The organism is Pararhizobium arenae, from assembly GCF_001931685.1.
Lineage (GTDB): Bacteria > Pseudomonadota > Alphaproteobacteria > Rhizobiales > Rhizobiaceae > Pararhizobium > Pararhizobium arenae.
This window is the reverse complement of sequence record NZ_MOOY01000002.1, coordinates 445,743-471,329: the sequence shown is the minus strand read 5'-3', so window position 1 is coordinate 471,329 and position 25,587 is coordinate 445,743. Positions and strand designations below refer to the sequence as shown.

Annotated in this window: 26 protein-coding genes; 11 read left to right on the top strand and 15 right to left on the bottom strand. The window is 60.4% G+C overall.

What is annotated here, in order from left to right; translation table 11 throughout:
* The first annotated feature begins 106 nt into the window (after positions 1-106).
* The 3 genes from puuD (at position 107) to BLX89_RS05600 (ending at position 3,891) form a co-directional block, all read left to right on the top strand.
* Entirely contained in the window at positions 107-1,345 is a 1,239-nt protein-coding gene (puuD, locus tag BLX89_RS05610; protein WP_075289657.1) for a urate hydroxylase PuuD, read from the top strand.
* Entirely contained in the window at positions 1,342-2,652 is a 1,311-nt protein-coding gene (gene guaD, locus BLX89_RS05605; protein WP_075289656.1) for a guanine deaminase, read from the top strand. Before puuD ends, guaD begins: the two co-directional genes overlap by 4 nt.
* Positions 2,653-2,754: 102 nt before the next feature.
* Positions 2,755-3,891: an alpha-hydroxy acid oxidase gene (locus tag BLX89_RS05600; protein ID WP_075289655.1), complete on the top strand. Its 1,137-nt coding sequence runs from the start codon at positions 2,755-2,757 to the stop codon at positions 3,889-3,891.
* On the opposite strand, the gene BLX89_RS05595 is transcribed toward BLX89_RS05600, so the two are convergent.
* The 7 genes from BLX89_RS05595 to BLX89_RS05565 all read right to left on the bottom strand — a co-directional run bounded on the left by BLX89_RS05595 (position 3,892) and on the right by BLX89_RS05565 (position 7,717).
* Complete coding sequence (locus BLX89_RS05595) at positions 3,892-4,176, bottom strand: Txe/YoeB family addiction module toxin (protein ID WP_075289654.1); 285 nt, start codon at positions 4,174-4,176, stop codon at positions 3,892-3,894.
* Positions 4,177-4,194: 18 nt separating this feature from the next.
* Complete coding sequence (locus BLX89_RS05590; protein WP_075289653.1) at positions 4,195-4,449, bottom strand: type II toxin-antitoxin system Phd/YefM family antitoxin; 255 nt, start codon at positions 4,447-4,449, stop codon at positions 4,195-4,197.
* Between the two features lie 64 nt (positions 4,450-4,513).
* Positions 4,514-4,876: a hydroxyisourate hydrolase gene (gene uraH, locus BLX89_RS05585; RefSeq protein WP_075289652.1), complete on the bottom strand. Its 363-nt coding sequence runs from the start codon at positions 4,874-4,876 to the stop codon at positions 4,514-4,516.
* 21 nt (positions 4,877-4,897) lie between these two features.
* Positions 4,898-5,401, bottom strand: coding sequence for an ureidoglycolate lyase (locus BLX89_RS05580; protein WP_075289651.1), 504 nt, complete (start codon positions 5,399-5,401; stop codon positions 4,898-4,900).
* Positions 5,394-5,897: a 2-oxo-4-hydroxy-4-carboxy-5-ureidoimidazoline decarboxylase gene (gene uraD, locus BLX89_RS05575; protein ID WP_075289650.1), complete on the bottom strand. Its 504-nt coding sequence runs from the start codon at positions 5,895-5,897 to the stop codon at positions 5,394-5,396. The genes BLX89_RS05580 and uraD overlap by 8 nt, the downstream gene beginning before the upstream one ends.
* Complete coding sequence (gene puuE / locus BLX89_RS05570; RefSeq protein ID WP_075289850.1) at positions 5,897-6,826, bottom strand: allantoinase PuuE; 930 nt, start codon at positions 6,824-6,826, stop codon at positions 5,897-5,899. Before puuE ends, uraD begins: the two co-directional genes overlap by 1 nt.
* A 102-nt stretch (positions 6,827-6,928) precedes the next feature.
* Positions 6,929-7,717, bottom strand: coding sequence for a DUF1045 domain-containing protein (locus BLX89_RS05565; protein ID WP_075289849.1), 789 nt, complete (start codon positions 7,715-7,717; stop codon positions 6,929-6,931).
* A 202-nt stretch (positions 7,718-7,919) separates the two neighbouring features.
* On the opposite strand from BLX89_RS05565, the gene BLX89_RS05560 reads away from it, so the two are divergent.
* Positions 7,920-8,321 (top strand): PRC-barrel domain-containing protein, encoded by a 402-nt coding sequence (locus tag BLX89_RS05560; protein WP_075289649.1) that lies wholly within the window; start codon positions 7,920-7,922, stop codon positions 8,319-8,321.
* A gap of 51 nt (positions 8,322-8,372) precedes the next feature.
* Here BLX89_RS05560 and BLX89_RS05555 read toward each other — a convergent pair whose 3' ends face one another.
* On the bottom strand, positions 8,373-9,509 hold the full coding sequence (locus tag BLX89_RS05555; protein ID WP_075289648.1) for an NAD(P)/FAD-dependent oxidoreductase: 1,137 nt from the start codon (positions 9,507-9,509) through the stop codon (positions 8,373-8,375).
* Between the two features lie 39 nt (positions 9,510-9,548).
* Here BLX89_RS05555 and mnmC2 point away from each other — a divergent pair, with 39 nt between their 5' ends.
* Both mnmC2 and BLX89_RS05545 read left to right on the top strand, forming a co-directional pair.
* A complete protein-coding gene (gene mnmC2 / locus BLX89_RS05550) occupies positions 9,549-10,292 on the top strand; it encodes a tRNA (5-methylaminomethyl-2-thiouridine)(34)-methyltransferase MnmC2 (protein WP_083637336.1) in 744 nt (247 codons plus the stop codon).
* A gap of 105 nt (positions 10,293-10,397) precedes the next feature.
* Complete coding sequence (locus tag BLX89_RS05545) at positions 10,398-11,984, top strand: trimethylamine methyltransferase family protein (protein ID WP_075289647.1); 1,587 nt, start codon at positions 10,398-10,400, stop codon at positions 11,982-11,984.
* A gap of 84 nt (positions 11,985-12,068) precedes the next feature.
* Here BLX89_RS05545 and BLX89_RS05540 read toward each other — a convergent pair whose 3' ends face one another.
* Positions 12,069-12,518: a host attachment protein gene (locus tag BLX89_RS05540; RefSeq protein WP_075289646.1), complete on the bottom strand. Its 450-nt coding sequence runs from the start codon at positions 12,516-12,518 to the stop codon at positions 12,069-12,071.
* A gap of 217 nt (positions 12,519-12,735) precedes the next feature.
* Here BLX89_RS05540 and BLX89_RS05535 point away from each other — a divergent pair, with 217 nt between their 5' ends.
* Together BLX89_RS05535 and BLX89_RS05530 are read left to right on the top strand one after the other, a co-directional pair.
* Positions 12,736-13,836: a DNA alkylation repair protein gene (locus tag BLX89_RS05535; protein WP_075289645.1), complete on the top strand. Its 1,101-nt coding sequence runs from the start codon at positions 12,736-12,738 to the stop codon at positions 13,834-13,836.
* A gap of 304 nt (positions 13,837-14,140) precedes the next feature.
* Positions 14,141-15,664, top strand: coding sequence for a DEAD/DEAH box helicase (locus tag BLX89_RS05530; protein WP_075289644.1), 1,524 nt, complete (start codon positions 14,141-14,143; stop codon positions 15,662-15,664).
* A 58-nt stretch (positions 15,665-15,722) separates the two neighbouring features.
* Here the strand turns inward: BLX89_RS05530 and BLX89_RS05525 are convergent, their stop codons facing one another.
* Complete coding sequence (locus BLX89_RS05525) at positions 15,723-16,616, bottom strand: DMT family transporter (RefSeq protein ID WP_075289643.1); 894 nt, start codon at positions 16,614-16,616, stop codon at positions 15,723-15,725.
* Positions 16,617-17,024: 408 nt separating this feature from the next.
* Here BLX89_RS05525 and BLX89_RS05520 point away from each other — a divergent pair, with 408 nt between their 5' ends.
* Genes BLX89_RS05520 through BLX89_RS05510 form a run of 3 tightly spaced genes read left to right on the top strand, consistent with a single transcriptional unit; the run spans position 17,025 to position 20,205 of the window.
* Positions 17,025-18,419 carry a circularly permuted type 2 ATP-grasp protein gene (locus tag BLX89_RS05520; RefSeq protein WP_075289642.1) on the top strand — a complete coding sequence of 465 codons (1,395 nt, stop codon included), beginning with the start codon at positions 17,025-17,027 and terminating at the stop codon, positions 18,417-18,419.
* A 5-nt stretch (positions 18,420-18,424) separates the two neighbouring features.
* Positions 18,425-19,363: an alpha-E domain-containing protein gene (locus tag BLX89_RS05515; RefSeq protein ID WP_075289641.1), complete on the top strand. Its 939-nt coding sequence runs from the start codon at positions 18,425-18,427 to the stop codon at positions 19,361-19,363.
* Positions 19,364-19,383: 20 nt separating this feature from the next.
* On the top strand, positions 19,384-20,205 hold the full coding sequence (locus BLX89_RS05510) for a transglutaminase family protein (RefSeq protein WP_075289640.1): 822 nt from the start codon (positions 19,384-19,386) through the stop codon (positions 20,203-20,205).
* Between the two features lie 152 nt (positions 20,206-20,357).
* Here BLX89_RS05510 and BLX89_RS05505 read toward each other — a convergent pair whose 3' ends face one another.
* The 5 genes from BLX89_RS05505 to araD1 all read right to left on the bottom strand — a co-directional run bounded on the left by BLX89_RS05505 (position 20,358) and on the right by araD1 (position 25,448).
* Positions 20,358-20,771 carry a type II toxin-antitoxin system VapC family toxin gene (locus tag BLX89_RS05505; RefSeq protein ID WP_075289639.1) on the bottom strand — a complete coding sequence of 138 codons (414 nt, stop codon included), beginning with the start codon at positions 20,769-20,771 and terminating at the stop codon, positions 20,358-20,360.
* The gene (locus tag BLX89_RS05500; protein ID WP_075289638.1) at positions 20,768-21,013 is read right to left on the bottom strand and encodes a type II toxin-antitoxin system Phd/YefM family antitoxin; all 246 of its coding nucleotides are present in this window, start codon (positions 21,011-21,013) and stop codon (positions 20,768-20,770) included. Before BLX89_RS05500 ends, BLX89_RS05505 begins: the two co-directional genes overlap by 4 nt.
* A gap of 142 nt (positions 21,014-21,155) precedes the next feature.
* Positions 21,156-22,895, bottom strand: coding sequence for an L-arabinonate dehydratase (gene araD, locus BLX89_RS05495; RefSeq protein WP_075289637.1), 1,740 nt, complete (start codon positions 22,893-22,895; stop codon positions 21,156-21,158).
* 54 nt (positions 22,896-22,949) lie between these two features.
* Positions 22,950-24,383, bottom strand: coding sequence for an aldehyde dehydrogenase family protein (locus BLX89_RS05490; protein ID WP_075289636.1), 1,434 nt, complete (start codon positions 24,381-24,383; stop codon positions 22,950-22,952).
* 72 nt (positions 24,384-24,455) lie between these two features.
* A complete protein-coding gene (araD1, locus tag BLX89_RS05485; protein WP_075289635.1) occupies positions 24,456-25,448 on the bottom strand; it encodes an AraD1 family protein in 993 nt (330 codons plus the stop codon).
* Positions 25,449-25,587 lie beyond the last annotated feature (139 nt).

The window sequence follows — 25,587 nt, the reverse complement described above, 5'->3', positions numbered from 1 at the left end:
AGGCGCATTGAAGCGCCGAACATCCGCACCACGTTGTGGATTTTGCCCTTCCCTCATGGCCAAAATTTTCGCAATGTGCCGGAGCGGGGGATGAAAGGGGAACTGAATGTACGAATACGCCATCGCCTGGGAATGGCTGGCCTTTGCCGTCCGCTGGCTGCATGTGATCACCGCCATCGCCTGGATCGGCTCATCCTTCTATTTCATAGCCCTTGACCTCGGCCTCGTGAAGCGGCCGGGCCTGCCCGTCGGCGCCTATGGCGAAGAATGGCAGGTGCATGGCGGCGGCTTTTACCACATCCAGAAATACCTCGTGGCCCCCGCCTCGATGCCGGAGCACCTGACCTGGTTCAAATGGGAGAGTTACGCCACCTGGCTTTCCGGCTTCGCCCTGCTCTGTCTGGTTTATTACGGCGGCGCGGACCTGTTCCTCATCGACCGGCATGTGCTCGACATCACCTCAACCCAGGCCATCCTCATCTCCATGGCTTCGCTCGCCATCGGCTGGATTTTCTACGATCTTCTCTGCAAGTCGCCGCTTGGCAAGAACACCTGGACGCTGATGATCATCCTCTACGTGGCGCTCGTCGCCATGGCCTGGGGTTATACGCAGGTCTTTACCGGCCGTGCCGCCTTCCTGCATCTTGGCGCCTTTACCGCGACGATCATGTCGGCGAACGTGTTCTTCATCATCATGCCGAACCAGCGCGTCGTCGTCGCAGACCTGATCGGCGGGCGCACGCCAGATCCGAAATACGGCGTCATCGCCAAGCAACGCTCACTGCACAACAACTACCTGACGCTGCCCGTCATCTTCTTCATGCTGTCGAACCATTATCCGCTGGCCTTTGCGACGGCCAACAACTGGATCATCGCAGCCCTCGTCTTCCTGATGGGCGTCACGATCCGCCACTGGTTCAACACCACCCATGCTCGCAAGGGCAAGCCGGCCTGGACCTGGCTGGTGACGCTGATCCTCTTCATCCTGATCATGTGGCTTTCGACGGCGCCGAAGCTGATGCCGGAGGAAGACACTGCCGCCGTTTCGCCGGCCTTCCAGCAGTTCGCCTCGAACGCGCATTTTCCGGCCGTGAAGGACACCATCTCCACCCGCTGCAGCATGTGCCATGCGGCGGAACCAGTCTATGAAGGCATCGTCCGCCCGCCCAAGGGCGTAATGCTGGAAACGGACGGAGAGATTGCCGCCCATGCGCGCGAAATCTACATTCAGGCCGGCCGCAGCCACGCCATGCCGCCCGGCAATATCACCGACATGACCAGCCAAGAGCGCGCCCTGCTGACCGCCTGGTTTGAAAGCGCCGCGACGGAAGGCAAGACCGAATGACGACGCTGATCCGCGCCCGAACGCTGAGCTTTTTGCGCGCACCACTCGCCATGGATGATAGCGGGGCTTACCGCTACGAGAGCGACGGCGCGCTGCTGGTTGCCGATGGCATTATCCTCGCAAGCGGGTCCTACTCCACCGTCCGTGAACATGCCCCGGCCGATGTTATCGAGATTGATCACCGTCCGCATCTGGTCGTGCCCGGCTTCATCGATACCCACGCGCATTTTCCGCAGATGCAGGTGATCGGCTCTTATGCCGCTAACCTCTTGGAATGGCTGAACACCTACACCTTCCCGGAGGAGTGCCGCTTCGTCGAGAGCGCCCATGCGCAGCGCATCGCCGGCTTCTTCTATGACGAGATGATCCGCCACGGCACCACGACGGCCGTCGCCTACTGCTCCGTGCACAAGACCTCCGCCGACGCCTATTTCGGAGAGGCCCTGAAGCGCAACATGCGCATGGTCGGCGGCAAGGTGATGATGGACCGCAACGCCCCGCAGGGCCTGCTCGACACACCTGAGATGGGATACGACGAAACCCGCGCGGTGATCGAAGAATGGCACGGCAAAGGCCGCAACCACGTCGCCATCACCCCGCGCTTCGCGATCACCTCGACGCCGGAACAGATGTCGGCGGCGCAAACGCTCGCCCGAGAATTTCCGGACCTGCACATCCAGACCCATCTTTCGGAAAACCGCGACGAGATCGATTTCACCTGCTCGCTCTTCCCGGAAGCGGACGACTATACCGACATCTACGCCAGCTACAGCCTGCTCGGCCCGAAATCCCTTTTCGGCCACTGCATCCATCTGTCGGAGCGCGAGCGCGACGTGATGAGCGAGACGGGCTCGATCGCCGTCCACTGCCCGACATCCAACCTCTTCCTCGGCTCCGGCCTTTTTCCGCTGAAAGAATTGATGCGACGGGAAAAGCCCGTGCGCGTTTCGGTCGCCACCGATGTCGGCGGCGGCACCAGCTATTCGATGCTGAAAACCATGGACGAGGCCTACAAGATCCAGCAATTGCTGGGCGAGCGACTGAACCCCTTCGACAGCTACTACCACATGACCCTCGGCAACGCCGAAGCGCTGTCGCTCTCCGACAGGATCGGCACGCTGGACGCCGGCACCGATGCCGATTTAATCGTGCTCAACATGGCTGCAACGCCGGCCATGGCCGTGAAGGCGGAAGTGGTCAATTCCCTGGCCGAGGAGCTCTTCCTGCTGCAAACGCTGGGCGATGACCGGGCCATTGTCGAAACCTACGTGGCTGGCATCGCTTCGAAAGGCAGCCTTCAAAGCTGAATACACGAAGAGGTAAAATTATTTTACCTCTTTTACTCTTCACCCTTAACAAGCAGAACCCGGACGTGATATTGCGGAGGCAAGACGTCCAGAGGTTTTGCCATGTCCACACCGCTCGAAATCGCCGATCTCAAAGCCCTCGCCAAGCGTCGGGTCCCGAAAATGTTCTTCGACTATGCGGATAGCGGGGCATGGACCGAGAGCACCTACCGGGCGAACGAGGACGATTTCCAAAAGGTAAAGCTGCGCCAACGCGTGCTGGTCGATATGACCAACCGCTCGCTGGAATCGACGATGATCGGACAGAACGTCTCTATGCCTGTCGCGCTCGCGCCGACCGGCCTGACGGGCATGCAGCATGCCGATGGCGAGATGTTGGCGGCGCAGGCCGCGGAAGAGTTCGGCGTTCCCTTCACGCTCTCGACCATGAGCATCTGCTCCATCGAAGACGTCGCCTCGGTGACGAAAAAGCCCTTCTGGTTTCAGCTCTACGTGATGCGCGACCGGGATTTCGTGAAGAACCTGATCGACCGCGCCAAGGCCGCGAAATGCTCCGCGCTGGTGCTGACACTGGATTTGCAGATTCTTGGCCAGCGCCACAAGGACGTGCGCAACGGCCTCTCGGCGCCCCCGAAATTCACCCCGAAACATATCTGGCAGATGGCAACACGCCCGCTCTGGTGCATGCAGATGCTGGGCACTAAGCGCCGCAGTTTTGGCAACATCGTCGGTCATGCCAAGAATGTGTCCGACCTCTCTTCGCTCTCCGTGTGGACAGCCGAACAGTTCGATCCTCAACTTTCCTGGGATCATGTTGCCTGGATAAAGGACATGTGGGGCGGCCCGCTGATTCTGAAAGGCATTCTCGATGTCGAGGACGCCCAGATGGCGGCGCGCACCGGTGCCGATGCGATCATCGTTTCCAACCACGGCGGGCGCCAGCTTGACGGAGCTCCCTCCTCGATCAGCATGCTGCCGAAAATCGTCGATGCCGTCGGTGACAGGATTGAAATCCACCTCGACGGCGGCATCCGCTCGGGCCAGGACGTGCTAAAGGCGGTCGCGCTCGGCGCCAAGGGAACCTATATCGGCCGCCCCTTCCTCTACGGCCTCGGCGCGGGCGGCAAGGCGGGCGTCACCAAGGCGCTCGACATCATCCGCAAGGAACTGGATATCACCATGGCCCTTTGCGGCAAACGCGATATCCGCGACATCGATGGCAGCGTGATTGCGGAATGATCAGTAGTGGAAACGGCATTGGAGAATGATGAGCGTCCTGTTCTCATCATTTCCTTCGACGCGATAAACCAGCCGATGCTCCTGCGTAATGCGCCGCGACCATTGGCCTTTGAGTTGGTTTCGCAGAGGTTCCGGCTTGCCTATGCCTTCGAAGGGATGTCTTAAGGCATCCCTTATCAACTCGTTGATGCGCTCGACCATTTTTGGATCGGCCTGCTGCCAGTAAAGATACTCTTTCCAGGCCTCCGGCTCCCAGCCCAAACGTGTCGCAGCCGTTCCGACCATTCGATCTCCCTAGAATTATTAAGGGTCGATCAGGTCGTGAAATTCGACTTTGCCGGCATTAACGTCTTCAATGGCCTGCATCAGACGCTTCGCATTCGCCGGTGAAGACATGAGGTGCAGCGTTTCCAGCATGCCCTCGTACTCATCCTTGTCGATCAGGATGGCTGACGGCTTGTTGCGGCGGACGATCTCGACCGCCACACGATCCTGGCTCACTTCGTCAAGAAGGCCTGCAAGCTCTTCGCGAGCCTTGGAAAACATCACGGTACGCATGAGCACCTCCGAAAGAAACTTGTACAATAAATCGTACAAGTCTCGCCCGATGTCAAGAATCTGATCAGCTACCCCGATAAGTCGAGTAGCTGAAAGGCGAAAGCAGCAGCGGCACGTGGTAGTGGCTGCCGGCATCGGCGATGCCGAAGCGCAGCGGGATCAGGTCGAGAAAGGCCGGCTCCGGCAGCGCCGCTCCGGTACCACGCAGATAATCACCGGCGTAGAAGAGCAGTTCGTAGGTGCCTGCGACAAAAGCCTCGCCTTCCAGCATCGGGCCATCGACACGACCGTCGCTGTTGGTCGAGACATTGCGCAGCAGCGCCTTCGCTTCGCCATCGATGCGGTAGAGATCGATCTTCAGCCCCCGCGCGGGTTTGCCGAGGGCTGTGTCGAGGACATGGGTGGTGAGACGGCCGGTCTTGCTCATGAATGGTCTCCGTCGCAGCCCTCAAGGGCTTTCGATAACATAGGGATGTTCGAAGAAAAACTCTTCCAGATTGTTGCCGGGTCCTTCGCGATCGACGACGAGGAAGTCGCTGACCGAACCAACAGAAATCAACGGATGGTGCCAGACATTGCGGCCGTAGTTCACGCCCTGCGATCCGCTGGCGCGGAACACGCGCGGCTTGCCGGGCTTGCCGTTCTCGTCCGGCGCAACGGCGGCAAGCCACGGGCCTCCGCCAATCGGCGAAAAGCTCTGCGAGCCGAGCGGGTGCCGCTCCATCATCTCAATGACATAGGGGAAACTGCGCGGCTGGCCACGAAAGAGGTTGATGATCACGGAAGCGCCTTCGCCCGTAACATCCACGCGGCCAAGCGCATGAAACCGCTCTGTCGTGCCCCCATTGATCAGCCGCATCTTCGATGGATCGGCGTCTATCACGGTACCAAAGGGTGCGAAGGCGGCTGATGTCAAAGGTTCGATCGACAGAACCTGCGAAGGCTCAGGCATTCTGCGCTCCGGGCAACAAACTCTGCAGGCGCAGCCAGGCAATCTTCTCGACCTGCGCAGCTGCCGTTTCAAACTCCTGATGCGGCGTATTGCCGACGCGGCTTTGGAAGGCTTCGAGAATATCGTCCTTTGTCAGCCCCTTCACGGCGATGATGAAGGGGAAACCGAATTTTTCCATATAGGCAGCATTGAGTTCGGTAAAACGCGCGTGCTCGGCAGCGCTCAGGCGATCAAGACCGGCGGATGCCTGCTCGGCCTTCGAATCTTCCGTCAACTCACCCGCAACGGCCAGCTTGCCGGCAAGATCGGGATGGGCGCGTAAAACGTCCAGCCGTTCCGTCTCCGTTGCGTTGCGGAAGGCGACGACCATGCCGGCATGCACGTCCTCTGCCGTGATCGGCATGTCGGGCCGTGCATCATAGGCACGCTCCGCGACCCAGGGGGAATGCTCGAAGATGCCGCCGAAGCGGGATACGAAATCCTGTTTGCCAGACATCAGAGCGCTCCCTCCGGCTTGTGGTGCTCATACCAATGGCGAGCGATATCGATGCGCTTGGGTATCCAGACCTTCTCATGCCCCAGCACGTAATCGACGAAACGGGCGAGAGCCGCCGCGCGGCCCGGACGGCCGACGAGACGGCAGTGCAGGCCGACATTCATCATCTTCGGGCTGCCTTCGGCACCTTCCGCGTAGAGTACATCGAACGTGTCCTTGAGATAGGTGAAGAACTGGTCGCCGGCGTTGAAACCCTGCGGCGTGGCAAAGCGCATGTCATTGGCGTCGAGCGTATAGGGAATGATCAGGTGCGGTTTTTCCGGTGTGAGGCCCGGCACCCAATAGGGTAGTTCGTCGGCATAGCTGTCGCTCGAATAGAGGAAGCCACCCTCCTCCAGCACCAGCTTCAGCGTGTTGTCCGAAGGCTTGCCCTGATACATGCCGAGCGGGTGCGATCCCGTCAGCTCCTTGTGCAGCCGCACGGCCTCGAGAATATGCTTGCGCTCTTCCTCTTCCGGAAAATCCTTGTATTCCAGCCAGCGATAACCGTGGCTGGCGATTTCCCAGCCGGCTTCCTTCATGGCGGCGACGGCTTCGGGGTTGCGGGCCATGGCGAGCGTCACGCCATAGACGGTGACATCGACGTTGCGGCTCGTAAACAGGCGCCACAGCCGCCAGAAGCCGGCACGCGAGCCATATTCGTAGATCGATTCCATGTTGAGGTTGCGCTGCCCCGGCCAGGACTGTGCGCCGACGATCTCCGACAGCAGCGACTCGGAACCCTTTTCGCCATCCAGAATGCAGCTTTCGCCGCCCTCTTCGTAGTTCACCACGAACTGCACGGCGATATTTGCGTCGCCCGGCCAGCGCACCTTGGGAGGATTGCGTCCATAGCCGACGAGATCGCGCGGATAAGCTTTTTCAACCATCATTTCACCCTTCGATTTCACCGGGACGGTAGCACCCGAAACCGGAAAGTCGAGATGAAATTATGGTTTTTCAACCGCCTGTCGGCCGGCGGCCGATAGGCCTCAGCGTGCCTGGAGGCGCACCGTCCGTGCGGCCAGATGTTCGGCGGCGATCTGAGGCGCAGCACCCGGCTGCGCGCTGCGGCGGGCCGCAAGCTGATGCGCTGAAAGCTTACCCAGCGGATGCTGGGAATGCACGCGCAGCGGCGCGCCCGGCTCGGGTTCGATAAAGAGCGCGAGGCTGGATACCTTCACCGGCTCGATCAGGAACGGCTCGAAATAGTCGCGCAGTGCGGCTTCGAATCGCGGCCTCACGCTCGGGTTGAGAGCGCCCGTCAGCATCATGTGAAAACGGAACTCGTCCATCACATAGGGGCAACCCCACCGATAGAGGTTGGCAAACTGCGGTGCGGTCAGTGAGTCGGAATCGCGCTCGATCTCGGCTTCCGAAAGCGGCGCCCGGAAGCGATCGAAAGCCTCCACCACGGAGGCCGCGAGATAGTTCATCTCCGCGCATTCCACCGACGGCATCAGGCCATAAAAGTTACCCAGCCGGGCGACTTCCAGCCGCGGAATTTCAAAAGGCGTCGCAGCGCTTGCAAACTGCATCATGAACTTGAGCAGGCTCGCCTCGGTTTCATCCGGGTTCAGCCTGAACGGCGCCTTGATCGCTCCATGAAAGCCGTAACGACGGGGAATGGCCGTATGGAATGCAATCTCTTGCAGGCTAAAGCCGGGAATCGACGGCGGCTCGATCGCCTCGCCCGAATAGACATTCCGCCCCAGCCAACTCGCAGCAGCCACGGAGAGCGGATCGTGTATCGAAGGCGTGTAATAGATCGCGTACCGCATCTGCAGTTCCTTGATTCGGATTTCTGCTTCAGCCAATAGACGATGTTCGTGACAGGACGACAAAGACGGCAGTATGAGGTCGTATCACGCGCGTAAGTTACGAGTTCTTTGACGAGTTCCGCGAAAAGAGCGGGCAGTTTGGTCGGAACCATTCGCAGATTGGGTCGTTTTTCTTTCGGACTATGAAAAAGGGAGAAACATCATGACCTATCAAAGCTCGGAATTTGGCGATGGCCGCAAGGATGCGACGATCCGCGAGACCCATGACCTGATCGCAAGCGACAAGGTGGAAGGCACTCGGGTCTACGGCGCCGATGGCAAACATATCGGCTCCATCGAACGCGTTATCATCGAGAAGCGATCCGGCCGCGTATCCTATGCCGTTCTCGCCTTCGGCGGCTTCCTCGGCCTTGGTGAAGACCATTACCCGTTGCCGTGGGCAAAGCTGTCCTACGACGAGAACCTCGGCGGGTACCGCACGGACGTGACGCGCGAACAGGTCGAGAACGCACCCAAGTACCAGGGCGACGAGGACTACGACTGGAACAAGGAAAACGGTCGCCGTGTCTACGATTATTACGGCGTTCCTCCGTACTGGATGTAACCGTTTAGGAAGAGGAAATTGGGCCCCGCTTTCGAGCGGGGTTTCTCGTTGTCAGCGCCTCAAGGCGAAATGATGCGCAAGCTCGAACGATGGCGGAAGGGCCGCAGCTTTCCCTGATATGCGATCGATAACAGCCTCCGCCAGCCGATGCGCAATCCCGAAACTGATCTTGAACCCTCCACCCAGAAGATGCAGGCTTTTATGGTCGGGGTGGCGGCCGGCGATGGGATCTCGGCCGATCGCCTTCGGGCGAAGCCCAGCCCAGCGCTGGATGACGGGTGCATCCCGAAGACAGGGCGCAAAGGCGCGGGCACGCTCAATCAAGACATCCAGTTGGGCATCCGTCGAGAGAGGCTCGTCAAATTTATCCTCGCTGGTACTACCGATCGCAACCCGACCGCCTTCATGCGGGATGATGTACAGACCATCCTGGAAGACGACCGGCAGAGCGGGATCGATACCTGCGTCAAGCAGAGCCGCCTGCCCCTTGACCGGAACGCCCAGTGGCGGCGTCGCCAGACCGGACGTCGTCACACAATCCGTCGTCTTAAACAGATCGACGCCGTTTGCGAGAATGCAGTGGTCGAACGTTATCACACGACCATCGGACAGCGTGGCACGACCACAGCCCAGCTCAAGCCGGTCGACGCCAGTTCCTTCCTCCACAATGATATCGTGTTGTCGCTCCAGCCAAGTCTTCAGAAGGTTGAGAAACGACCGGGGAAAAACCCGTGCTGCCAACGTATCGAGCACGACCCCGTGCTCACAGGCCTCAGCGGCAGGCCACCCGATGACATCCGGACTGTCTTGGACGTTCCAGAGGAAGGTGGACCCGCTTTGATGCCAATTGGTCACCGCCTCCTGCTCGTGACGCAAGGCGATGGTGCGAAGATGCGGCTTTCCGAGCGGCATGATCCGGCCGCTGCGGCGATAGCCTGCGGACAATCCGGTTTCTGCCTCAAGCGGCGCAATTTCCGCCTCAAGCGACGCCAGCGCTTCGAATTGAAACTGCTTCTTCGGGTTCCACCTGTCCGGCATATGCGGCATAAGGGCGCCGACAAGCCCACCGCTGGCACCGGCCCCGATCCGTTCGCGCTCGACAAGATGCACGAAGAGCCCGGCACGAACGGCTTTCACCGCCGCCCACAACCCCATGATGCCGCCACCGACGATCAAGACATCCGTCACTGATTGACCTTCCCGCCTGCCGGGATTAACGCTTCGCGAATGACCGACAGCCTACTGGAAAACAACTCCGCGCCGGCGCCTGAAACAGGCACGGCACCCGATCACCAGACCTTGACCTGGGATGAAGGCGATATGCCCTATTCGCAGGAATTTGGCGATCACTTTTATTGCCGCACGGATGGCCGGCTGGAATGCGGCCATGTTTTCCTGGCCGGAAATCGTCTGCCCGATCGTTTTGCTGACAATGCCGAATTCACCATCGGCGAACTCGGTTTCGGCACCGGGCTCAATTTCTGCGAGACCTGGCGACAGTTTCGGGAAACCGGCGTTCACGGCAAGCTGCATTTCGTCTCCTTCGAACGCTTTCCCATGCGACGCGCGGACATCGACCGCGCACTGTCCCACTGGCCGGAAATCGAGCGGGAAAGGCTTGCCCTTTGCACCGCATGGCCGGACGACCCGGCCGGGCATGTCACGCTTGAGCTTGCGCCGAATGGGCGGCTCACGGTCGTTTGCGGCGCGGCTCTGGAACAGATTGGACGTTTCGGAGAAACGTTCGATGCGTGGTATCTCGATGGGTTCGCACCTTCGCGAAACCCGGATATGTGGTCGGCGGAACTGATGCAGCTTGTCCATGATCATACGCGCCCTGGCGGCACGTTCGCGACCTATGCCGCGGCCGGTTTCGTGCGGCGGAACCTGCAAGCCGCCGGATTTACCGTCGAGCGGCGCAAGGGCTTCGCGGGCAAGCGCGAGATGCTCTGCGGGGCAAAAGTGGACTGAGGCGACCCGCCAGTTTTCTGTCTTGGGAGCTTGCTGTCGCAAATGGAAGCGCATTTTCCGGCGTGAATCGGCAGTCTTGCGACGAGCCCAACCGATGGAAAAGCCATGAGCGAAAACGAAGTGACGCCGCCTTCCCTCACCGAAACCGATGCGCCCGTCGAGCGCCGCAGACGAACCGGCGGACGCGGCGGCGAACGCTCCCGCAAAAGTGTTGGGGGTTCCAAATATCTCAATCTGGTCAATACGGTAGCGAAGACCAAGGTTGTCGATGACGAAACCATTGAGGCCATCCATGAGGCTTCGCTGACGGTTCTCGAAGAGATCGGCATGGATGTGATCCTGCCGGAAGCCCGCAGCCTGATGAAGGCCGCCGGCGCAAAGGTCACGCCCGGAACCGACCGCGTGCGCTTCGATCGTGGGTTGATCATGGAAATGATCGCCTCCGCCCCCTCCGGCTTCACGCTGCATGCCCGCAACCCGGTCCGCAATGTTGAGATCGGCGGCAACAACCTCGTCTTCGCTCAAATCGCCAGCGCCCCTTTCGTGGCAGATCGCGACGGCGGTCGTCGTGCCGGCAATCAGGAAGATTATCGCAAGCTCGTGAAGCTCGCGCAGTCCTATGACATCATTCATACGACGGGCGGCTATCCGGTCGAGCCAGTCGATATCCATGCCTCGGTGCGCCACCTCGATTGTCTCTCGGACATGGTGAAGCTCACCGACAAGGTGTTCCACGCCTATTCGCTCGGCAGGCAGCGCAACCTCGATGCGCTGGAGATCGTCCGCATCGGCCGCGACATCTCGGCAGACCGGCTGGAGCAGGAACCGTCGCTGTTCACCATCATCAACACCTCGTCGCCGCTCAGGCTCGACGGGCCGATGCTGCAGGGCATCATGGAGATGTCGGCGCGCAATCAGGTGGTGGTGGTCACGCCGTTTACGCTGGCGGGCGCCATGGCACCGGTCACGATTGCCGGCGCACTGGTGCAGCAGAATGCGGAGGCTCTCTCCGGCATCGCCTTCACGCAGATGGTTCGCCGTGGAGCGCCTGTCATGTATGGGGGCTTTACCTCGAATGTCGACATGAAGACCGGTGCGCCTGCCTTCGGCACGCCGGAATACATGAAGGCGGTAATCGCGGGCGGCCAGCTCGCCCGACGCTACGGCATTCCCTACCGTACCTCGAACACCAATGCCTCGAATACGCTCGATGCGCAGGCAGCCTATGAATCGGCCCTGTCTCTCTGGGCACTGACGCAGGGTGGCGGCAACTTCATCATGCATGCGGCCGGCTGGAGCGAAGGCGGCCTGACGGCGTCGTTCGAGAAGTTCATTCTCGACGTCGATATGTTGCAGATGGCGGCGGAATTCCTGAAGCCGCTGGATGTCAGCCCCGATGCCCTGGGGCTTGATGCGATCCGCGATGTCGGTCCGGGCGGCCATTTCTTCGGCACGCCCCACACGCTTGCCCGTTACGAGACCGCTTTCTATTCACCGATTCTGTCAGACTGGCGCAATTTCGAGACCTGGACCGAAGCCGGCCGCCCCACGACCTACGACCACGCCAACCGGATCTTCAAGGAAAAGCTCAACGAATACGAGCGCCCTCCACTCGATCCGGCCATCGAGGAAGAGCTTGATGCCTTCGTTGCGCGGCGCAAGGCTGAAGGTGGGGTTCCGACGGATTTTTGATCAGCCGTCCGCGGTAGCGCGCAACATGCCCCTCATCCGCCTTCGGGCACCGTCTCCCCGCATGCGGGGAGAAGGACACTGCGGCTACTGCTCGAACATCACCGAGCGGACCGATGAAATCAGCTTCTCAGTTGGCAAATTGCTGAAATCCTTGTTGATCTCGGCTGTCGTCTTGTCTCGCGTGGCGGGGGACAGCATCGAGCGCAAATCGCCCAACGTCTGGGGAGCAGCGCAAACAACGAGTCTATCGAAGGCCCCTTCCTGCGCATAGCCATCGAGCTTGCTGGCAACTTCAGCAGTAAATTTCTGCTGCTCTTCCCGGGCCGGATCGCTGCTGTATTCCATCGCTGAGCGACCATGTCCGACGGAGGAATGGCTGCGCCCCGGCTTGTCGGCCATGATGTCCTGCACCCGCTTGGTCTTGATCTGGAAGATTTCCTGTTCGGGGCTCTGGGGCTCGTCCTTCAGGAAATTCACGCCCTTCAGCAGGCGAGCCTGATTTCCATCGGCGGCAAGTATCCAGGTCGTCGTCATATCTCACTCCTCGAGCAGGTTTTCGTTTGAAGTTCTACGGCCGCGCGACCGATGACGACGCAACAGAACGGTATCGCCAAATGACGCACGTAGAGAATCCAACGCTGCGATCAAAAAGAAGGTTCCTTGGCGTTGTGCAAAATGCTCCGGGAGAGGTGCGGCTCTGTTCTCTCGCCTCAAGAGTGTTTATCGTTTTCCGGAACAGCACAGGACGATCATGGCCGAACCGCTCAAGAACCTGCTTCACCCCGCTCTCGTCGAGACCATGGCCAGCCATATCGGACGCCATGACAGCACATTCGATCGCAAGCGTTTCGTCGCCGACGCCACGAAGACCATGGAGAGCCTCGAACTGATGCAGCGCTCGCTGCAAATCTGCGACGCGCTCGAAGCGACCTTGCCGGAGGATTTTCCGGAAGCCGCTGCACTTCTGTCGGCAAGCCTGCCCCGGGAGAACCGGGCCGGCCTGACAGGCTGGATGCTGCTCCCCGTCAACCAGTATATCTCACGCAAGGGGCTCGGAGACTTCGAAATCTCGCTGGCGTTGCTCAAGGAATTGACGCCGCACTTTACCGCCGAGTTCGGCATCCGGGCCTTCATCCATGCGGATCAGCCGCGGGCATTGTCGGAGATCAGCAGTTGGGTCGGCGACCGAAACCACCATGTCCGACGCCTTTCCAGCGAAGGAACCCGACCCCGCCTGCCCTGGGCCATGCGCTTGCCCCAGCTGATCGCCGATCCGCACCCGATCCTGCCGATCCTCGAAGCTCTCCTTGACGATCCCGAGGACTACGTGCGTCGATCCGTCGCCAACAGCCTGAACGATATCGCCAAGGATCACCCCGATCTGGTCGCGGACTTTGTCGCAGCCCATGTCAGCGACGCCTCCGTGGAACGGACAAGGCTTCTGCGCCACGCTTCCCGCACGCTTCTGAAGAGGGGACACGGAAAGGCGCTTGCCAACTTCGGCTTTGGCGCACTGGATTCCATTCGTGCCGAGCTTGCGATCGCAACGCCGCAGGTGATCTTCGGAGATGCGATCGAGTTTTCCCTTTCTCTCTCCAGTAGCGCCTATTCCGCACATCAGGTGATGATCGACTATGCGGTGCATCACCAAAAGGCCAACGGCACGCTCTCGCCAAAAGTCTTCAAATGGAAGAGCCTTGAACTTCGACCCGGTGAAACCGTCGAACTCTCCAAAAGGCACGCGATCCGCCCGATTACGACCCGCCAGTATTACCCCGGCACGCACCGGATCGAAATCCTGTTCAACGGCAACGCCCTGGCCTTCGCCGATTTCGAACTCGTCATGCGCTGAGAGCAAGGCTGCTCTTCGCACCTGCAAAAAACGATCTCTTGACTTTTCGCCTGAAAACAACGACATGAGGCGCAGCGTCACCTTCTGGCCGCCGCGTGAGCGAGCCCTGCGGGATTTTACCGATCCGTAACGAAGGATAAGCGCACCAAGAGAATGTCCTGCCGAACGTGGCCGGATGCAGCGCAGACAGCTTAATCAACCCACAAGTTCCCAAATCACGCGGGGTTCTTGACGCGAAGCGAAACCGGAACCGCATGGTGCAGTTCCGGCGAAATTCGTTTTGCGCCCCCGAAAAGGTAATACATTGACCACTTTCAAAGACCTTGGCCTCTCCGAGCACGTTCTTTCGACCCTGACCGCCCTGGGGTTCGAAAAGCCGACGCCGATCCAGGCTGAAGCTATTCCGCTCGTGATGGAAGGCCATGACCTGATCGGTCTCGCCCAGACCGGCACCGGCAAGACGGCCGCTTTCGGCCTGCCTATGATCGAGAAGCTGATGGCCGACGGCAAGCGCCCTGACCCGCGCAATATCCGCGCCCTCATCCTTGCCCCGACCCGCGAACTGGTGAACCAGATCGCCGCAAACCTCAAGGAATTCGTCAAGAAAACCCCGATCAAGGTCGGCGTCGTCGTTGGCGGTGCCTCGATCAACAAGCAGTCCGAGCAGCTGGCCCGCGGCGTCGATATCCTCGTCGCCACCCCCGGCCGCCTTCTCGACCTCGTCAACCGCCGCGCCGTAACCCTGACGCAGGGCCGTTATCTGGTGCTCGACGAGGCCGACCAGATGCTGGACCTCGGCTTCATCCACGACCTGCGCAAGATCTCCAAGCTCGTTCCGAAAAACCGCCAGACGCTTCTTTTCTCGGCCACCATGCCGAAGGCGATTGCAGAACTGGCCAGCGAATATCTGAGCAACCCGAAGCGCGTCGAAGTTTCGCCTCCGGGCAAGGCTGCCGACAAGGTCGAGCAGTATGTTCATTTCGTCGCCGGTGCCAGCCAGAAGACCGAAATCCTCAAGAAGACCATGAACGAAAACCCCGATGGCCGCGCCATGGTGTTTTCGCGCACCAAGCACGGCGCCGAAAAGCTGATGAAGCATCTCGAGCATACCGGCTTCTCCGTTGCCTCGATCCATGGCAACAAGAGCCAGGGCCAGCGTGAGCGTGCGCTCAAGGCGTTCCGCGACGGTGACATTCGCGTTCTCGTCGCCACCGACGTTGCCGCCCGCGGCATCGACATTCCAGGCGTCACCCACGTCTACAATTACGATCTGCCGGAAGTGCCGGACGCCTACGTCCACCGCATCGGCCGTACCGCCCGCGCCGGCCGTGACGGTATTGCAATCGCCTTCTGCGCCCCGGATGAAATCCGCCTGCTGCGGGACATCGAGCGTCTGATGAAGATCGACATCGCTGTCGCCAGCGGCGAAGTCCCGGCTGACCGTGCCCGCCCGAAGGGTGCGCGCGGCGGCAATGGCGCCCGCAACGCCCAGCGCGCGACCGGCGACGGTCACAACCAGCGCCGCGCCCGCCCGCAGGGCGGCAGCGACAACGCACCGCGTGCTGAGCGCACGGCTCCGAGCGCCTTTGCCGGCGACGAACTGCTGGTCGATGCCAACGCGCAGCAGAAGAAGCAGCATCGCAAGGGCCAGGGCCCGGCAGCGCAGGCGGCTCACGAGGCTGCTGTCGCTAAGCGCGGCAATCGCGGCGGTCGCCCCGGCCAGAAGCAGGGCCAGTGGCGCAACCGCGGCGGCAACGCCGGCGGCGGCAATGGTGGCCAGCAGGGCCAGCGTCGTCAGGGCGGCAGCCAGCGTCGCGAAGAAGCGTAAGCCTCCTCACAGAGATATGAAAACGGCGGGCCTGGTCCCGCCGTTTTTCGTTTATTCGTCATGCGCTTTGGGCAGCAGGATCAGCTTTGCGGTTGGTCAGATAGACACCAAGCACGGCGATCACGGTACCGACGATCATCGGCAGCGTCAGCGCTTCGCCGAAGATCAGAAAAGCTTCGAGTGCCGCGAGCGGCGGCACGAGATAGATCAGCGAAGCCGCCTTCGACACCTGCCCGCGGCCGATGAGATAAAGCAGCAACAACACCGCGCCCATGGAAACGCCGAGCACGCCCCAGGCCAGAGTGGCAAAGAGTTCGATGCCCCAATCCACGCGCATGTCTTCGAGCAGATAGGCAGCCGGCAGCGTCACGATCAGCGCGCCGATATATTGCAACGTTGCCGTGGAGCGTATGTCACTCTCCTGCAGGTACCGCTTCTGGTAGATCGTGCCGTAGGTGACGGACGCCATGCCGATGACGTTGATCAGCACGGGAAACGCCGGGATCGCACTGGCGCTGTCAAGGGCCAGCACCTTCGGCACGACGGCGACGGCAATGCCGATAAAACCCAGCACAAGGCCGAGCTTCTGTGGGGATGAAAGTCTCTCGCCGATCAGGAAGGGTGCGACCGATGCCGTCATCAACGGCTGTAGCCCGGCAATAATGCCGGAGATTGCAGCGGGAACGCCCTGGCCCACGGCCCACCACACAGCTCCGAGATAGAACCCATGCAGGAACATGCCGGAGACGATGGCATGGCCTGCCAGCCCCCAGCTTTTCGGCCAGCGCACACCGCTGACGAAACAGAAGCCTGCAAAGAGCACACCAGCCAGCACGTAACGGAGCACGAGGAAAGTCAGCGGATCGGCATAGATCGCGGCATATTTCGCCATCACCCATCCTGTCGACCAGAGCAGCACGAAGATGGCCGGAGCCAGACGGTCGAGGGTCATGTCGTCTCCAGAGGGGAAGCTTGATGCGGGTGGGCTTTCGGCGTCTGCGATAAGCGGCATCCGGGCGATCGTCAAAGCAATTTTGCTGATGTTTAGGTTCAGCCGCCTGGATTGAAAGCGCTCACAAATTTCTATCTTCGCTGAAGAAAAATCGCGTTCAAAAATCAGGCAAACGGCACGGTTTGCAGGATGTGGGTGGATGAAAAAGTAGTCATGTGCACTTTTCGAACGGTTGCGATGTCGCAAAAGCTGGAGCGAACATCTCCGAAAGCGCCGGACTCTGCTGAAAAAACCAGCAGAACCGCCGTTGAATTTCTTTTGCCCCGGGATGAGCATGCTTCTTGCATTGCTTATCGCGTTGTACTCAAATGACAAAAAAAGGGGACCAAACCGTTGGCATTTGACGAAATGATGAATGCGGACAATAGCCCGCGCCAGCCTTATACGACTTACAATGAATGGTACGACAATCAGGACAGGGCCCGCCTGATTGCCAAATCGAAAGAGGCCGAAAACATCTTTCGCAAGACCGGCATCACATTCGCCGTCTATGGCCACGCCGACAGTTCCGAAAAGCTCATCCCCTTCGATCTCATCCCCCGCATCATCTCCGGCCGCGAATGGCGCCGTCTCGCGCAGGGCATCGAACAGCGTGTCATCGCCCTCAACGCCTTTCTCGACGACATCTACCACAAGCAGGAGATTATCAAGGCCGGACGTATCCCCCGCGAACTGATCGAGCGCAACGAAGCCTTCCTGCCGCAGATGATCGGTTTTCGCCCGCCCGGCGGCGTCTACACCCACATCGTCGGCACCGATATCGTGCGCACCGGTGAAGACCAGTTCTACGTTCTGGAAGACAATGCCCGCACGCCGTCCGGCGTCAGCTACATGCTGGAAAACCGCGAAACGATGATGCAGATGTTTCCGGAACTCTTCCATCAGAACCGCGTGCGCCCGGTCGAAAACTACCCTTACCTGCTGCGCCACAGCCTTGCCTCGCTCGCGCCTCCCGGATGCACCGGAAAGCCACGTGTCGCCGTTCTCACCCCCGGCATCTACAACTCCGCCTATTACGAGCACGCCTTTCTTGCAGACATGATGGGCGTGGAACTGGTAGAAGGATCGGACCTTCGCGTCATCGACGGCAAGGTGAAGATGCGCACGACGCGTGGATACGAGGCGATCGACGTGCTCTATCGCCGCGTCGACGACGACTACCTCGATCCGCTGACGTTCAAGCCAGAATCGGCGCTTGGCATTCCCGGCATCATGGATGTCTACCGCGCCGGCAACATCACCATCGCCAATGCGCCGGGCACCGGTATCTGCGACGACAAGGCAATCTATTCCTACATGCCGGAGATCGTCGAGTTCTATACCGGCCGCAAGGCCCTGCTTGAGAACGTGCCGACGTGGCGTTGCTCGGAAACCGACAGCTTGCAATACGTGCTCGACAATCTTGCCGACCTCGTCGTCAAGGAAGTCCACGGCTCAGGCGGATACGGCATGCTCGTCGGCCCGACGGCGTCGAAACGGGAGCGTGCGACCTTTGCCGAAAAGCTGAAGGCGCGCCCAAACAACTACATCGCGCAACCCACGCTTTCCCTTTCCACCGTGCCGATCCTCGTGAACAAAGGCATTGCGCCGCGTCACGTCGACCTTCGGCCCTATGTGCTCGTATCCGACAAGGTACAGATCATTCCGGGCGGTTTGACCCGCGTGGCCCTGAAGGCCGGCTCCCTGGTAGTCAATTCCAGCCAGGGCGGCGGCACCAAGGATACCTGGGTTCTGGAGGACTGATACGCATGCTTGGAAGAACCGCAAACGGCCTCTACTGGATGTTCCGGTATATCGAACGGGCTGAAAACAGCGCGCGCCTCGTGGATGCCGGCCTTCGCATGTCACTCACCCGCTCTGAAGCGACGGAAGACGATTGGAATGGCGTGCTCCAAAGCTCCGGCATTCGCGACATCTATGACGAGCGCTACGAAAAGACCTCCAGCGCCGATGCCATCGATTTCCTGCTGCGCGAGAAAGCCAATCCATCAAGCGTGCTTTCCTGTATCGAGACCGGCCGCAGCAATGCGCGCATGGTGCGCACGGCACTGACCCGTGAGACCTGGGAGGCCGTGAACGAGTGTTATCTCGACATGAAGGCGCTGCTTGCCCGCCGGGTGAAGCCCACCGAACTGCCGGAGGTGATCGACACCATCAAGCGGCGCACCGGCCTGATCCGTGGCGCCTTTCACGGCACAATGCTGCGCAACGAGATCTTCAACTTCTCGCGCATCGGCACCTTCATCGAGCGCGCCGACAACACGGCCCGCATCCTTGATGTGAAGTATTACGTTCTGCTGCCGGCCGTCTCCCAGGTCGGCTCTTCCATTGACAATGTCCAGTGGGAGTCGATCCTGCGTTCCGTTTCCGCCCATCGCTCCTATGGCTGGGTCTATGAAGCGGAATACAAATCGTCCAACATTGCCGATTTCCTGATCCTCAACGGCCGCATGCCGCGTTCGCTTGCCTATTGTTACGACAAGATCGTTAGCAATCTCGGCTATCTCGCCCGCGAGTATGGTGAGCGGCACAATGCCCATGAAACGGCGGAAAAGACCCTCGCCTCGCTGCGCAATCATTCGATCAAGGATGTGATGGATCAGGGCCTGCACGAATACATCGAGAATTTCATAAGCGACAACAACCGTCTGGGCCAGGAAATCTCCGACGGTTATCGGTTTTACTGAGTTTCGGAACGGAGATACCCATGCGTCTGAAAATCAGCCACACCACCGAATACAGCTATGACGAACCGGTGCAGTACGCGCTGCAAAGACTGCGCCTGACACCGCACAACCAGCCGGGCCAGACCGTTCTCGGCTGGGATATCACCGTCGAAGGCGCCAATCTCGAAGTCGGTTACGACGACCATTTCGGCAACCACACCAATCTGGTCAGCGTCAATGCCGAGCGAAGTGCGATCCGCATCACCGCGTCCGGCGAAATCGAAACCGAAGACAAGGCCGGTGTCTTCGGCCAGCATCTTGGCTACACGCCGCTGTGGCTCTACCTGCGCGAGACGCCGCTGACGAAGAAGACCAAGCCCATCCGCAACATGGCGAAATCAACCGCCGGCGACAGCGATCTTGCCCGCATGCATGCGCTGATGGGCGAAATTCATGAACGCGTTGAGTACAAAACCGGCGCAACAGAAACCGAAACGACCGCCGATCAAGCGCTGGAAAAGGGCAGCGGCGTATGCCAGGATCACGCCCACATATTCGTCGCAGCCGCCCGAACGCTGGGCCTGCCGGCACGCTATGTCTCCGGTTACCTCATGATGGACGATCACCCGGAACAGACTGCGACCCACGCGTGGGCGGAGGTTCATCTGAACGGCCTCGGCTGGGTCGGCTTCGATGCCGCCAACAAGATGTGTCCGGACGACCGCTACGTCCGCATCGCCTCCGGTCTTGATTACAAGGATGCGGCGCCGATCTCAGGCCTCGTCCATGGCTCGGCCAACGAGAGCCTGAAAGTAGCCGTCACGGTCGAGCAGAAGCAGGGGCAGAGCCAGTCGCAAAGCTGATCGAAGCTTTCAGATGTCGATTGATTTCAATCGGCAAGGCGTTTGTTGGCATTCATCCAAGGATCTGGGCCAGCACCGCAATTGCCCCACCGAGGGTCACCCGGATCGGCGCGGCAACAGCCGTGTGCGAACCGGAGCTGATCAGTCTTTAATTATTGGGACGCTGGAAGGACATCGACATGTCCTTCATCGCCATAGGCAAGTACAGCCTGATCAGCCGTCATCAGTGGCACCTGATGAAAGCGCGCCGTCGCAACGATCATCCGATCGGCTGGGTCCGGATGAAAAATGCCCGGCAATCTCACACTTCCCACCGCAATCTGTGGCTCCAGCGCCGCCAGCTTTATGCCCGGCAAAGCCAGAACACGATCGATCCAGCGTGCCACATCATCGTTCAAGACAAGACTCCCCTTCTCCGAGAGCATGGCAATCTCCCAAGGGGTGATCGCCGAGACCAGAACACGGCTGTTGCGGGTACAATCTTCGATGATCGCCCGCGCCTTTCTGCCCAGCCGGCCATCGTCATGAACAGCCCAGACAAGAACGTGTGTGTCGAGAAGGATCACGTCTCGGCATCCCAGTCACCGGCATCCGTCGCCGGGGAGAAAGGATCATCGTAACCAGAAACGCTCCCCTTCATCGCACCGATGATGCTGGTGGGTACGTCAGCTACGCGTATCGGCGAAAGCCGCGCGACGGGCCTTCCACGCTTTGTGACGATGACGGGTTCGCCGTCATCTGCCATCTTGTCGATAAGATTAAGGCAGTTAGCCTTGAACTCAGCTGCGCCAACCGTTTTCTCATTCATGTACATATCTCCTGTACAGATGAACGGAAATATAGTCCTGATGTGCTCTTTTAAAAAGAGATCTGGCAAGCCGGTCACCAAATGAAAAAAGGCGAGGTCTGTACCCCGCCTTTCTCTCAAACTCAAACCTGTAAAACTCCGATCAGTGGCTATCCTTGCCGACTGCGCTGCCGCGACATCCCTTGAGGAAGTCGAGGTCGGCGCCGGTGTCGGCGCCCTGGACGTGCTGCTGGTGCAGCCAGGCGTAGCCGGAGGTCGGCAACTCGTGCTGCGGCTTCCATTCGGCCAGACGACGGGCCATTTCCTCGTCGGAAATGTCGACATGCAGACGACGGTTCGGAACGTCCAGCTCGATCATGTCACCGTTCTTGATGACAGCGAGCGGGCCACCGACGGCAGCTTCCGGCGAGGTGTGCAGGACGACGGTACCGTAGGCCGTGCCGGACATACGGGCGTCGGAGATGCGCACCATATCGGTGATGCCCTTCTTCAGCACCTTGGGCGGAAGGCCCATGTTGCCGACTTCGGCCATACCCGGATAGCCCTTCGGACCACAGTTCTTCATGACCATGACGCACGTCTCGTCGATGTCGAGATTGTCGTCGTTGATCTTCGCCTTGTAGTCGTCGATGTCTTCGAACACGACGGCGCGGCCGCGATGCGTCAGCAGATGCGGGGAAGCAGCCGACGGCTTCAGAACCGCGCCCTTCGGAGCAAGGTTGCCGCGAACGACGACGATGCCACCGGACTGGGTCAGCGCCTTCTCGGCCGGCAGGATGACGTCTTCGTTCCAGTTGACGACGTCCTTGACTTCATCCCAGACGCTTTCGCCGGAAACGGTGAGCGCATCCTTGTGCAGAAGCCCGGCTTCGCCGAGGCGCTTCAGCACCACCGGCAGGCCGCCGGCGTAGAAGAACTCTTCCATCAGGTATTTGCCCGACGGCATCAGGTTGACGATCGTCGGAACGTCGCGACCACAGCGGTCCCAGTCGTCCAGCGTCAGGTCGATGCCGACGCGGCCGGCCATGGCGAGCAGGTGGATGACGGCATTGGTCGAACCGCCGATGGCCGCATTGGTGCGGATAGCGTTTTCGAAGGCCTGCTTGGTCATGATGTCCGATGGCTTCAGGTCGTCCTTGACCATCTGCACGATGCGGCGACCGGTGAGCTGGGCCATGACCTTGCGACGCGAGTCGACGCCCGGGATCGCGGCATTGCCGGAGAGCGCCATCCCGAGGGCTTCAGCCATCGACGCCATGGTCGAGGCGGTGCCCATGGTGTTGCAGGTGCCGGAAGAACGGCTCATCGAAGCTTCCGCTTCAAGGAACTCTTCCTGCGTCATCTCGCCGGCCTTCACCATTTCGGAGAACTTCCACAGGTGCGTGCCGGAGCCGACGCGCTCGCCGCGGAAATAGCCGTTCAGCATCGGGCCGCCGGTAACGACGATCGACGGCAGATCGACCGAAGCAGCCGCCATCAGCAGCGACGGCGTGGTCTTGTCACAGCCGACCATCAGCACGCAGCCATCCATAGGCTGGCCGCGAATGGTTTCCTCGATCGAGAGCGCCGCAAGGTTGCGGTACATCATGGCCGTCGGACGGAAGGTGTTTTCCGAGGCCGAGAATACCGGCACTTCCATCGGGAAACCACCGGCTTCCCAAATGCCGGCCTTCACCTTTTCGGCGAGTTCGCGCAGGTGGCCGTTGCACGGGGTCATGTCCGACCAGGTGTTGAGGATGCCGATCACCGGGCGGCCATCGAACAAGTCGTGCGGGTAGCCCTGGTTCTTCATCCAGCCGCGGTGGTAGATCACGTCACGGCTGGTGCCGCCGTACCAATGCTGCGACCGCAGCTGCCGCGGCCATTGTGCTTTCTTGAACATTGCCTTGTCCTTTGAGATACCGGGCCGGCACGAGCCGACCCGGCGAAAAATGCGTTACGCCAGCGTGTACGCGGTCTTGACGGTGGTGAAGAACTCGGCGGCATACTTGCCCTGCTCGCGCGAACCGAAGGACGAGGCCTTGCGGCCGCCGAAGGGCACGTGGAAGTCGACACCCGCCGTCGGCAGGTTGACCATGACCATGCCGGCTTCCGAGTTGCGCTTGAAATGCGTTGCATGCTTCAGACTGGTCGTCGCGATACCCGCCGACAGGCCGAACGGCGTGTCGTTGGCAACGGCGAGCGCTTCCTCGTAATCCTTGACGCGGATGACGGAGGCGACCGGTCCGAAGATCTCTTCGCGGCTGATGCGCATCTGATTGGTGGCTTCGGTAAACAGCGTCGGCTGCAGGTAGAAGCCCGGGTTTTCGCGGGTGATAGTGTCACCGCCGAAAGCGAGCTTGGCGCCTTCCTTTTTGCCGATGTCGATGTAATCCGTGTCCGTCGCCAGCTGGCGCTCGTCGACAACGGGGCCGATATGGGTGCCGGCCTTCAGCGCATCGTCGACAACCAGCGTCTTGAGTTTTTCAGTCAGGGCTGCAACGAACTTGTCGTGGATGCCTTCCGTGACGATCAGGCGCGAGGATGCGGTGCAACGCTGACCGGTCGAGAAGAAGCCGGAGTTTGCAGCCGCTTCGACGGCAACGGTAAGGTCGGCGTCGTCGAGAACGATCATCGGGTTCTTGCCGCCCATTTCCAGCTGGAACTTGCGGTTATGTTCGATGGAGGCGGCAGCCACACGCTTGCCCGTGCCGGTCGAGCCGGTGAAGGTGATGGCAGCAAGATCGGCGCTGTCGAGCATCGCCTGACCGACGACCGAGCCCTTGCCCATGACGAGGTTCAGGACGCCCTTCGGCAGGCCGGCGCGGTGCAGAATATCGACAATGGCGTGGGCGCAGCCCGGAACCAGCTCGGCCGGCTTGAAGACGACGGTGTTGCCGTAGCAGAGCGCCGGCGCGATCTTCCAGGCCGGAATAGCGATCGGAAAGTTCCACGGCGTAATGATGCCGACGACGCCGACAGCTTCGCGGGTGATCTCGACGCCGATGTTCGGACGAACCGACGGCAGCACTTCGCCTGCAAGGCGCAGGGCCTCACCGGCAAAGAAGTCGAAGATCTGGCCGGCGCGAATGGTTTCGCCGATGGCTTCCGGAAGTGTCTTGCCCTCCTCGCGGGCAAGCAGGCGGCCGAGCTCTTCCTTGCGGGCCATGATCTCGTCGGAGGTCTTCTTCAGGATCGCGTGGCGCTCCAGGATGCCCGAGCGCGACCAGGCCGGGAAAGCCTGCTTGGCGGCGGCAATCGCGGTCCTGACGTCATCCGCAGATGCGGTGGCGTAGAGACCGATAACTTCGTTGGTGTTCGACGGGTTGATGTTTTCAACGCCGTTGCTGCCGACCCATTCGCCGGCAATCAGGTTCTGATGAAGTGTCATGGGCTTAAGCCCTCCTTGGTTCTGACGCGAGCGCCGCCACCGCGGTCACTCGCCAGGAAACGAACGACCCGCTCAGAGCTGGCCGATCACGATTTCTTCCTCGCCGGCAATGGCCAGCGTATTGCGAAGCGGCAAGCCGAACTCGCCTGCTTCGATTTCAAACACATCGCCGGCCTGCGTCTTGAAGCCGTCACCGAAAGACAGCGTCGCGGTGCCGAACATATGGACATGCACATCGCCCGGCTCGCGGAAGATGCCGTACTTGAAGTGATGGTATTCGAGGTTGGCGAAGGTGTGCGACATGTTGGTTTCGCCGGACAAAAACGGCTTTTCCCAGACAACCTCGCCATCCCGGATGATGCGCGACGCGCCGCGGATATCGGCGGGCGCTTCCCCGACGCGGATTTCCGGGCCGAAGCTCGCCGGACGCAGCTTCGAATGCGCGAGGTAGAGATAGTTCACACGCTCGGTAACGTGGTCGGAGAATTCGTTGGCAACGGCAAAGCCGATGCGGAACGGCGTGCCCTTGTCGGAGATGACGTAGATCCCGGCCATTTCCGGCTCTTCACCGCCATCTTCGGCAAAGGACGGGGAAACGAGGTCAGCACCCGGCGCGATCGACTGCGTGCCATTGCCCTTGTAGAACCACTCGGGCTGAACGCCCTTTTCGCCAGGCTTCGGCTTGCCGCCTTCGAGGCCCATCTTGAACATCTTCATGGTGTCGGTCGCGCCCTCCTCCACCTTGGAAACGGCAGCGTGCATGGCATCGCGCGTCGCGGCGGAACCGAGATGGGTGAGACCGGTACCGGTCAGATGCAGGTGTGCCGGATCGGCATGGGTGATCGGCGGCAGGAACAGGCCCTTGGCATAAGCGTCCTGCAGGTCAACGATATCGCCAAGACCCTTCTCATCGATGACAGCCTTCAGGCTCTTGCCGGAATTGGCGGCTTCCAGCGCGAGCGCATGCACGCTCGCGGCACCCTTGACCGCGCGCGCCTCGCCGCCGTTATCGCGAACTGCGACCGTGATGGAGCCGTCGGCGTTCTTGACCTGGGAAATCAGCACAATTCTGTCCTCTTCTCTAAAGTCGGACGTCCGGGCGGCAACACGGCCGGCAGAAGCGGAGCATCCACGGGAGGGCGTTGCCCTCTCAATTGGGCGATCGGATCGCCACGTTCAAGGCATTCTGATGGACGTACATCCG

Coding starts and splice junctions, on each gene's coding strand:
- puuD (WP_075289657.1), top strand. CDS start 107: ATGTACGAATACGCCATCGCCTGGGAATGGCTGGCCTTTGCCGTCCGC.
- guaD (WP_075289656.1), top strand. CDS start 1,342: ATGACGACGCTGATCCGCGCCCGAACGCTGAGCTTTTTGCGCGCACCA.
- BLX89_RS05600 (WP_075289655.1), top strand. CDS start 2,755: ATGTCCACACCGCTCGAAATCGCCGATCTCAAAGCCCTCGCCAAGCGT.
- BLX89_RS05595 (WP_075289654.1), bottom strand. CDS start 4,176: ATGGTCGGAACGGCTGCGACACGTTTGGGCTGGGAGCCGGAGGCCTGG.
- BLX89_RS05590 (WP_075289653.1), bottom strand. CDS start 4,449: ATGCGTACCGTGATGTTTTCCAAGGCTCGCGAAGAGCTTGCAGGCCTT.
- uraH (WP_075289652.1), bottom strand. CDS start 4,876: ATGAGCAAGACCGGCCGTCTCACCACCCATGTCCTCGACACAGCCCTC.
- BLX89_RS05580 (WP_075289651.1), bottom strand. CDS start 5,401: ATGCCTGAGCCTTCGCAGGTTCTGTCGATCGAACCTTTGACATCAGCC.
- uraD (WP_075289650.1), bottom strand. CDS start 5,897: ATGTCTGGCAAACAGGATTTCGTATCCCGCTTCGGCGGCATCTTCGAG.
- puuE (WP_075289850.1), bottom strand. CDS start 6,826: ATGGTTGAAAAAGCTTATCCGCGCGATCTCGTCGGCTATGGACGCAAT.
- BLX89_RS05565 (WP_075289849.1), bottom strand. CDS start 7,717: ATGCGGTACGCGATCTATTACACGCCTTCGATACACGATCCGCTCTCC.
- BLX89_RS05560 (WP_075289649.1), top strand. CDS start 7,920: ATGACCTATCAAAGCTCGGAATTTGGCGATGGCCGCAAGGATGCGACG.
- mnmC2 (WP_083637336.1), top strand. CDS start 9,549: ATGACCGACAGCCTACTGGAAAACAACTCCGCGCCGGCGCCTGAAACA.
- BLX89_RS05545 (WP_075289647.1), top strand. CDS start 10,398: ATGAGCGAAAACGAAGTGACGCCGCCTTCCCTCACCGAAACCGATGCG.
- BLX89_RS05540 (WP_075289646.1), bottom strand. CDS start 12,518: ATGACGACGACCTGGATACTTGCCGCCGATGGAAATCAGGCTCGCCTG.
- BLX89_RS05535 (WP_075289645.1), top strand. CDS start 12,736: ATGGCCGAACCGCTCAAGAACCTGCTTCACCCCGCTCTCGTCGAGACC.
- BLX89_RS05525 (WP_075289643.1), bottom strand. CDS start 16,616: ATGACCCTCGACCGTCTGGCTCCGGCCATCTTCGTGCTGCTCTGGTCG.
- BLX89_RS05520 (WP_075289642.1), top strand. CDS start 17,025: ATGATGAATGCGGACAATAGCCCGCGCCAGCCTTATACGACTTACAAT.
- BLX89_RS05515 (WP_075289641.1), top strand. CDS start 18,425: ATGCTTGGAAGAACCGCAAACGGCCTCTACTGGATGTTCCGGTATATC.
- BLX89_RS05510 (WP_075289640.1), top strand. CDS start 19,384: ATGCGTCTGAAAATCAGCCACACCACCGAATACAGCTATGACGAACCG.
- BLX89_RS05500 (WP_075289638.1), bottom strand. CDS start 21,013: ATGAATGAGAAAACGGTTGGCGCAGCTGAGTTCAAGGCTAACTGCCTT.
- araD (WP_075289637.1), bottom strand. CDS start 22,895: ATGTTCAAGAAAGCACAATGGCCGCGGCAGCTGCGGTCGCAGCATTGG.
- BLX89_RS05490 (WP_075289636.1), bottom strand. CDS start 24,383: ATGACACTTCATCAGAACCTGATTGCCGGCGAATGGGTCGGCAGCAAC.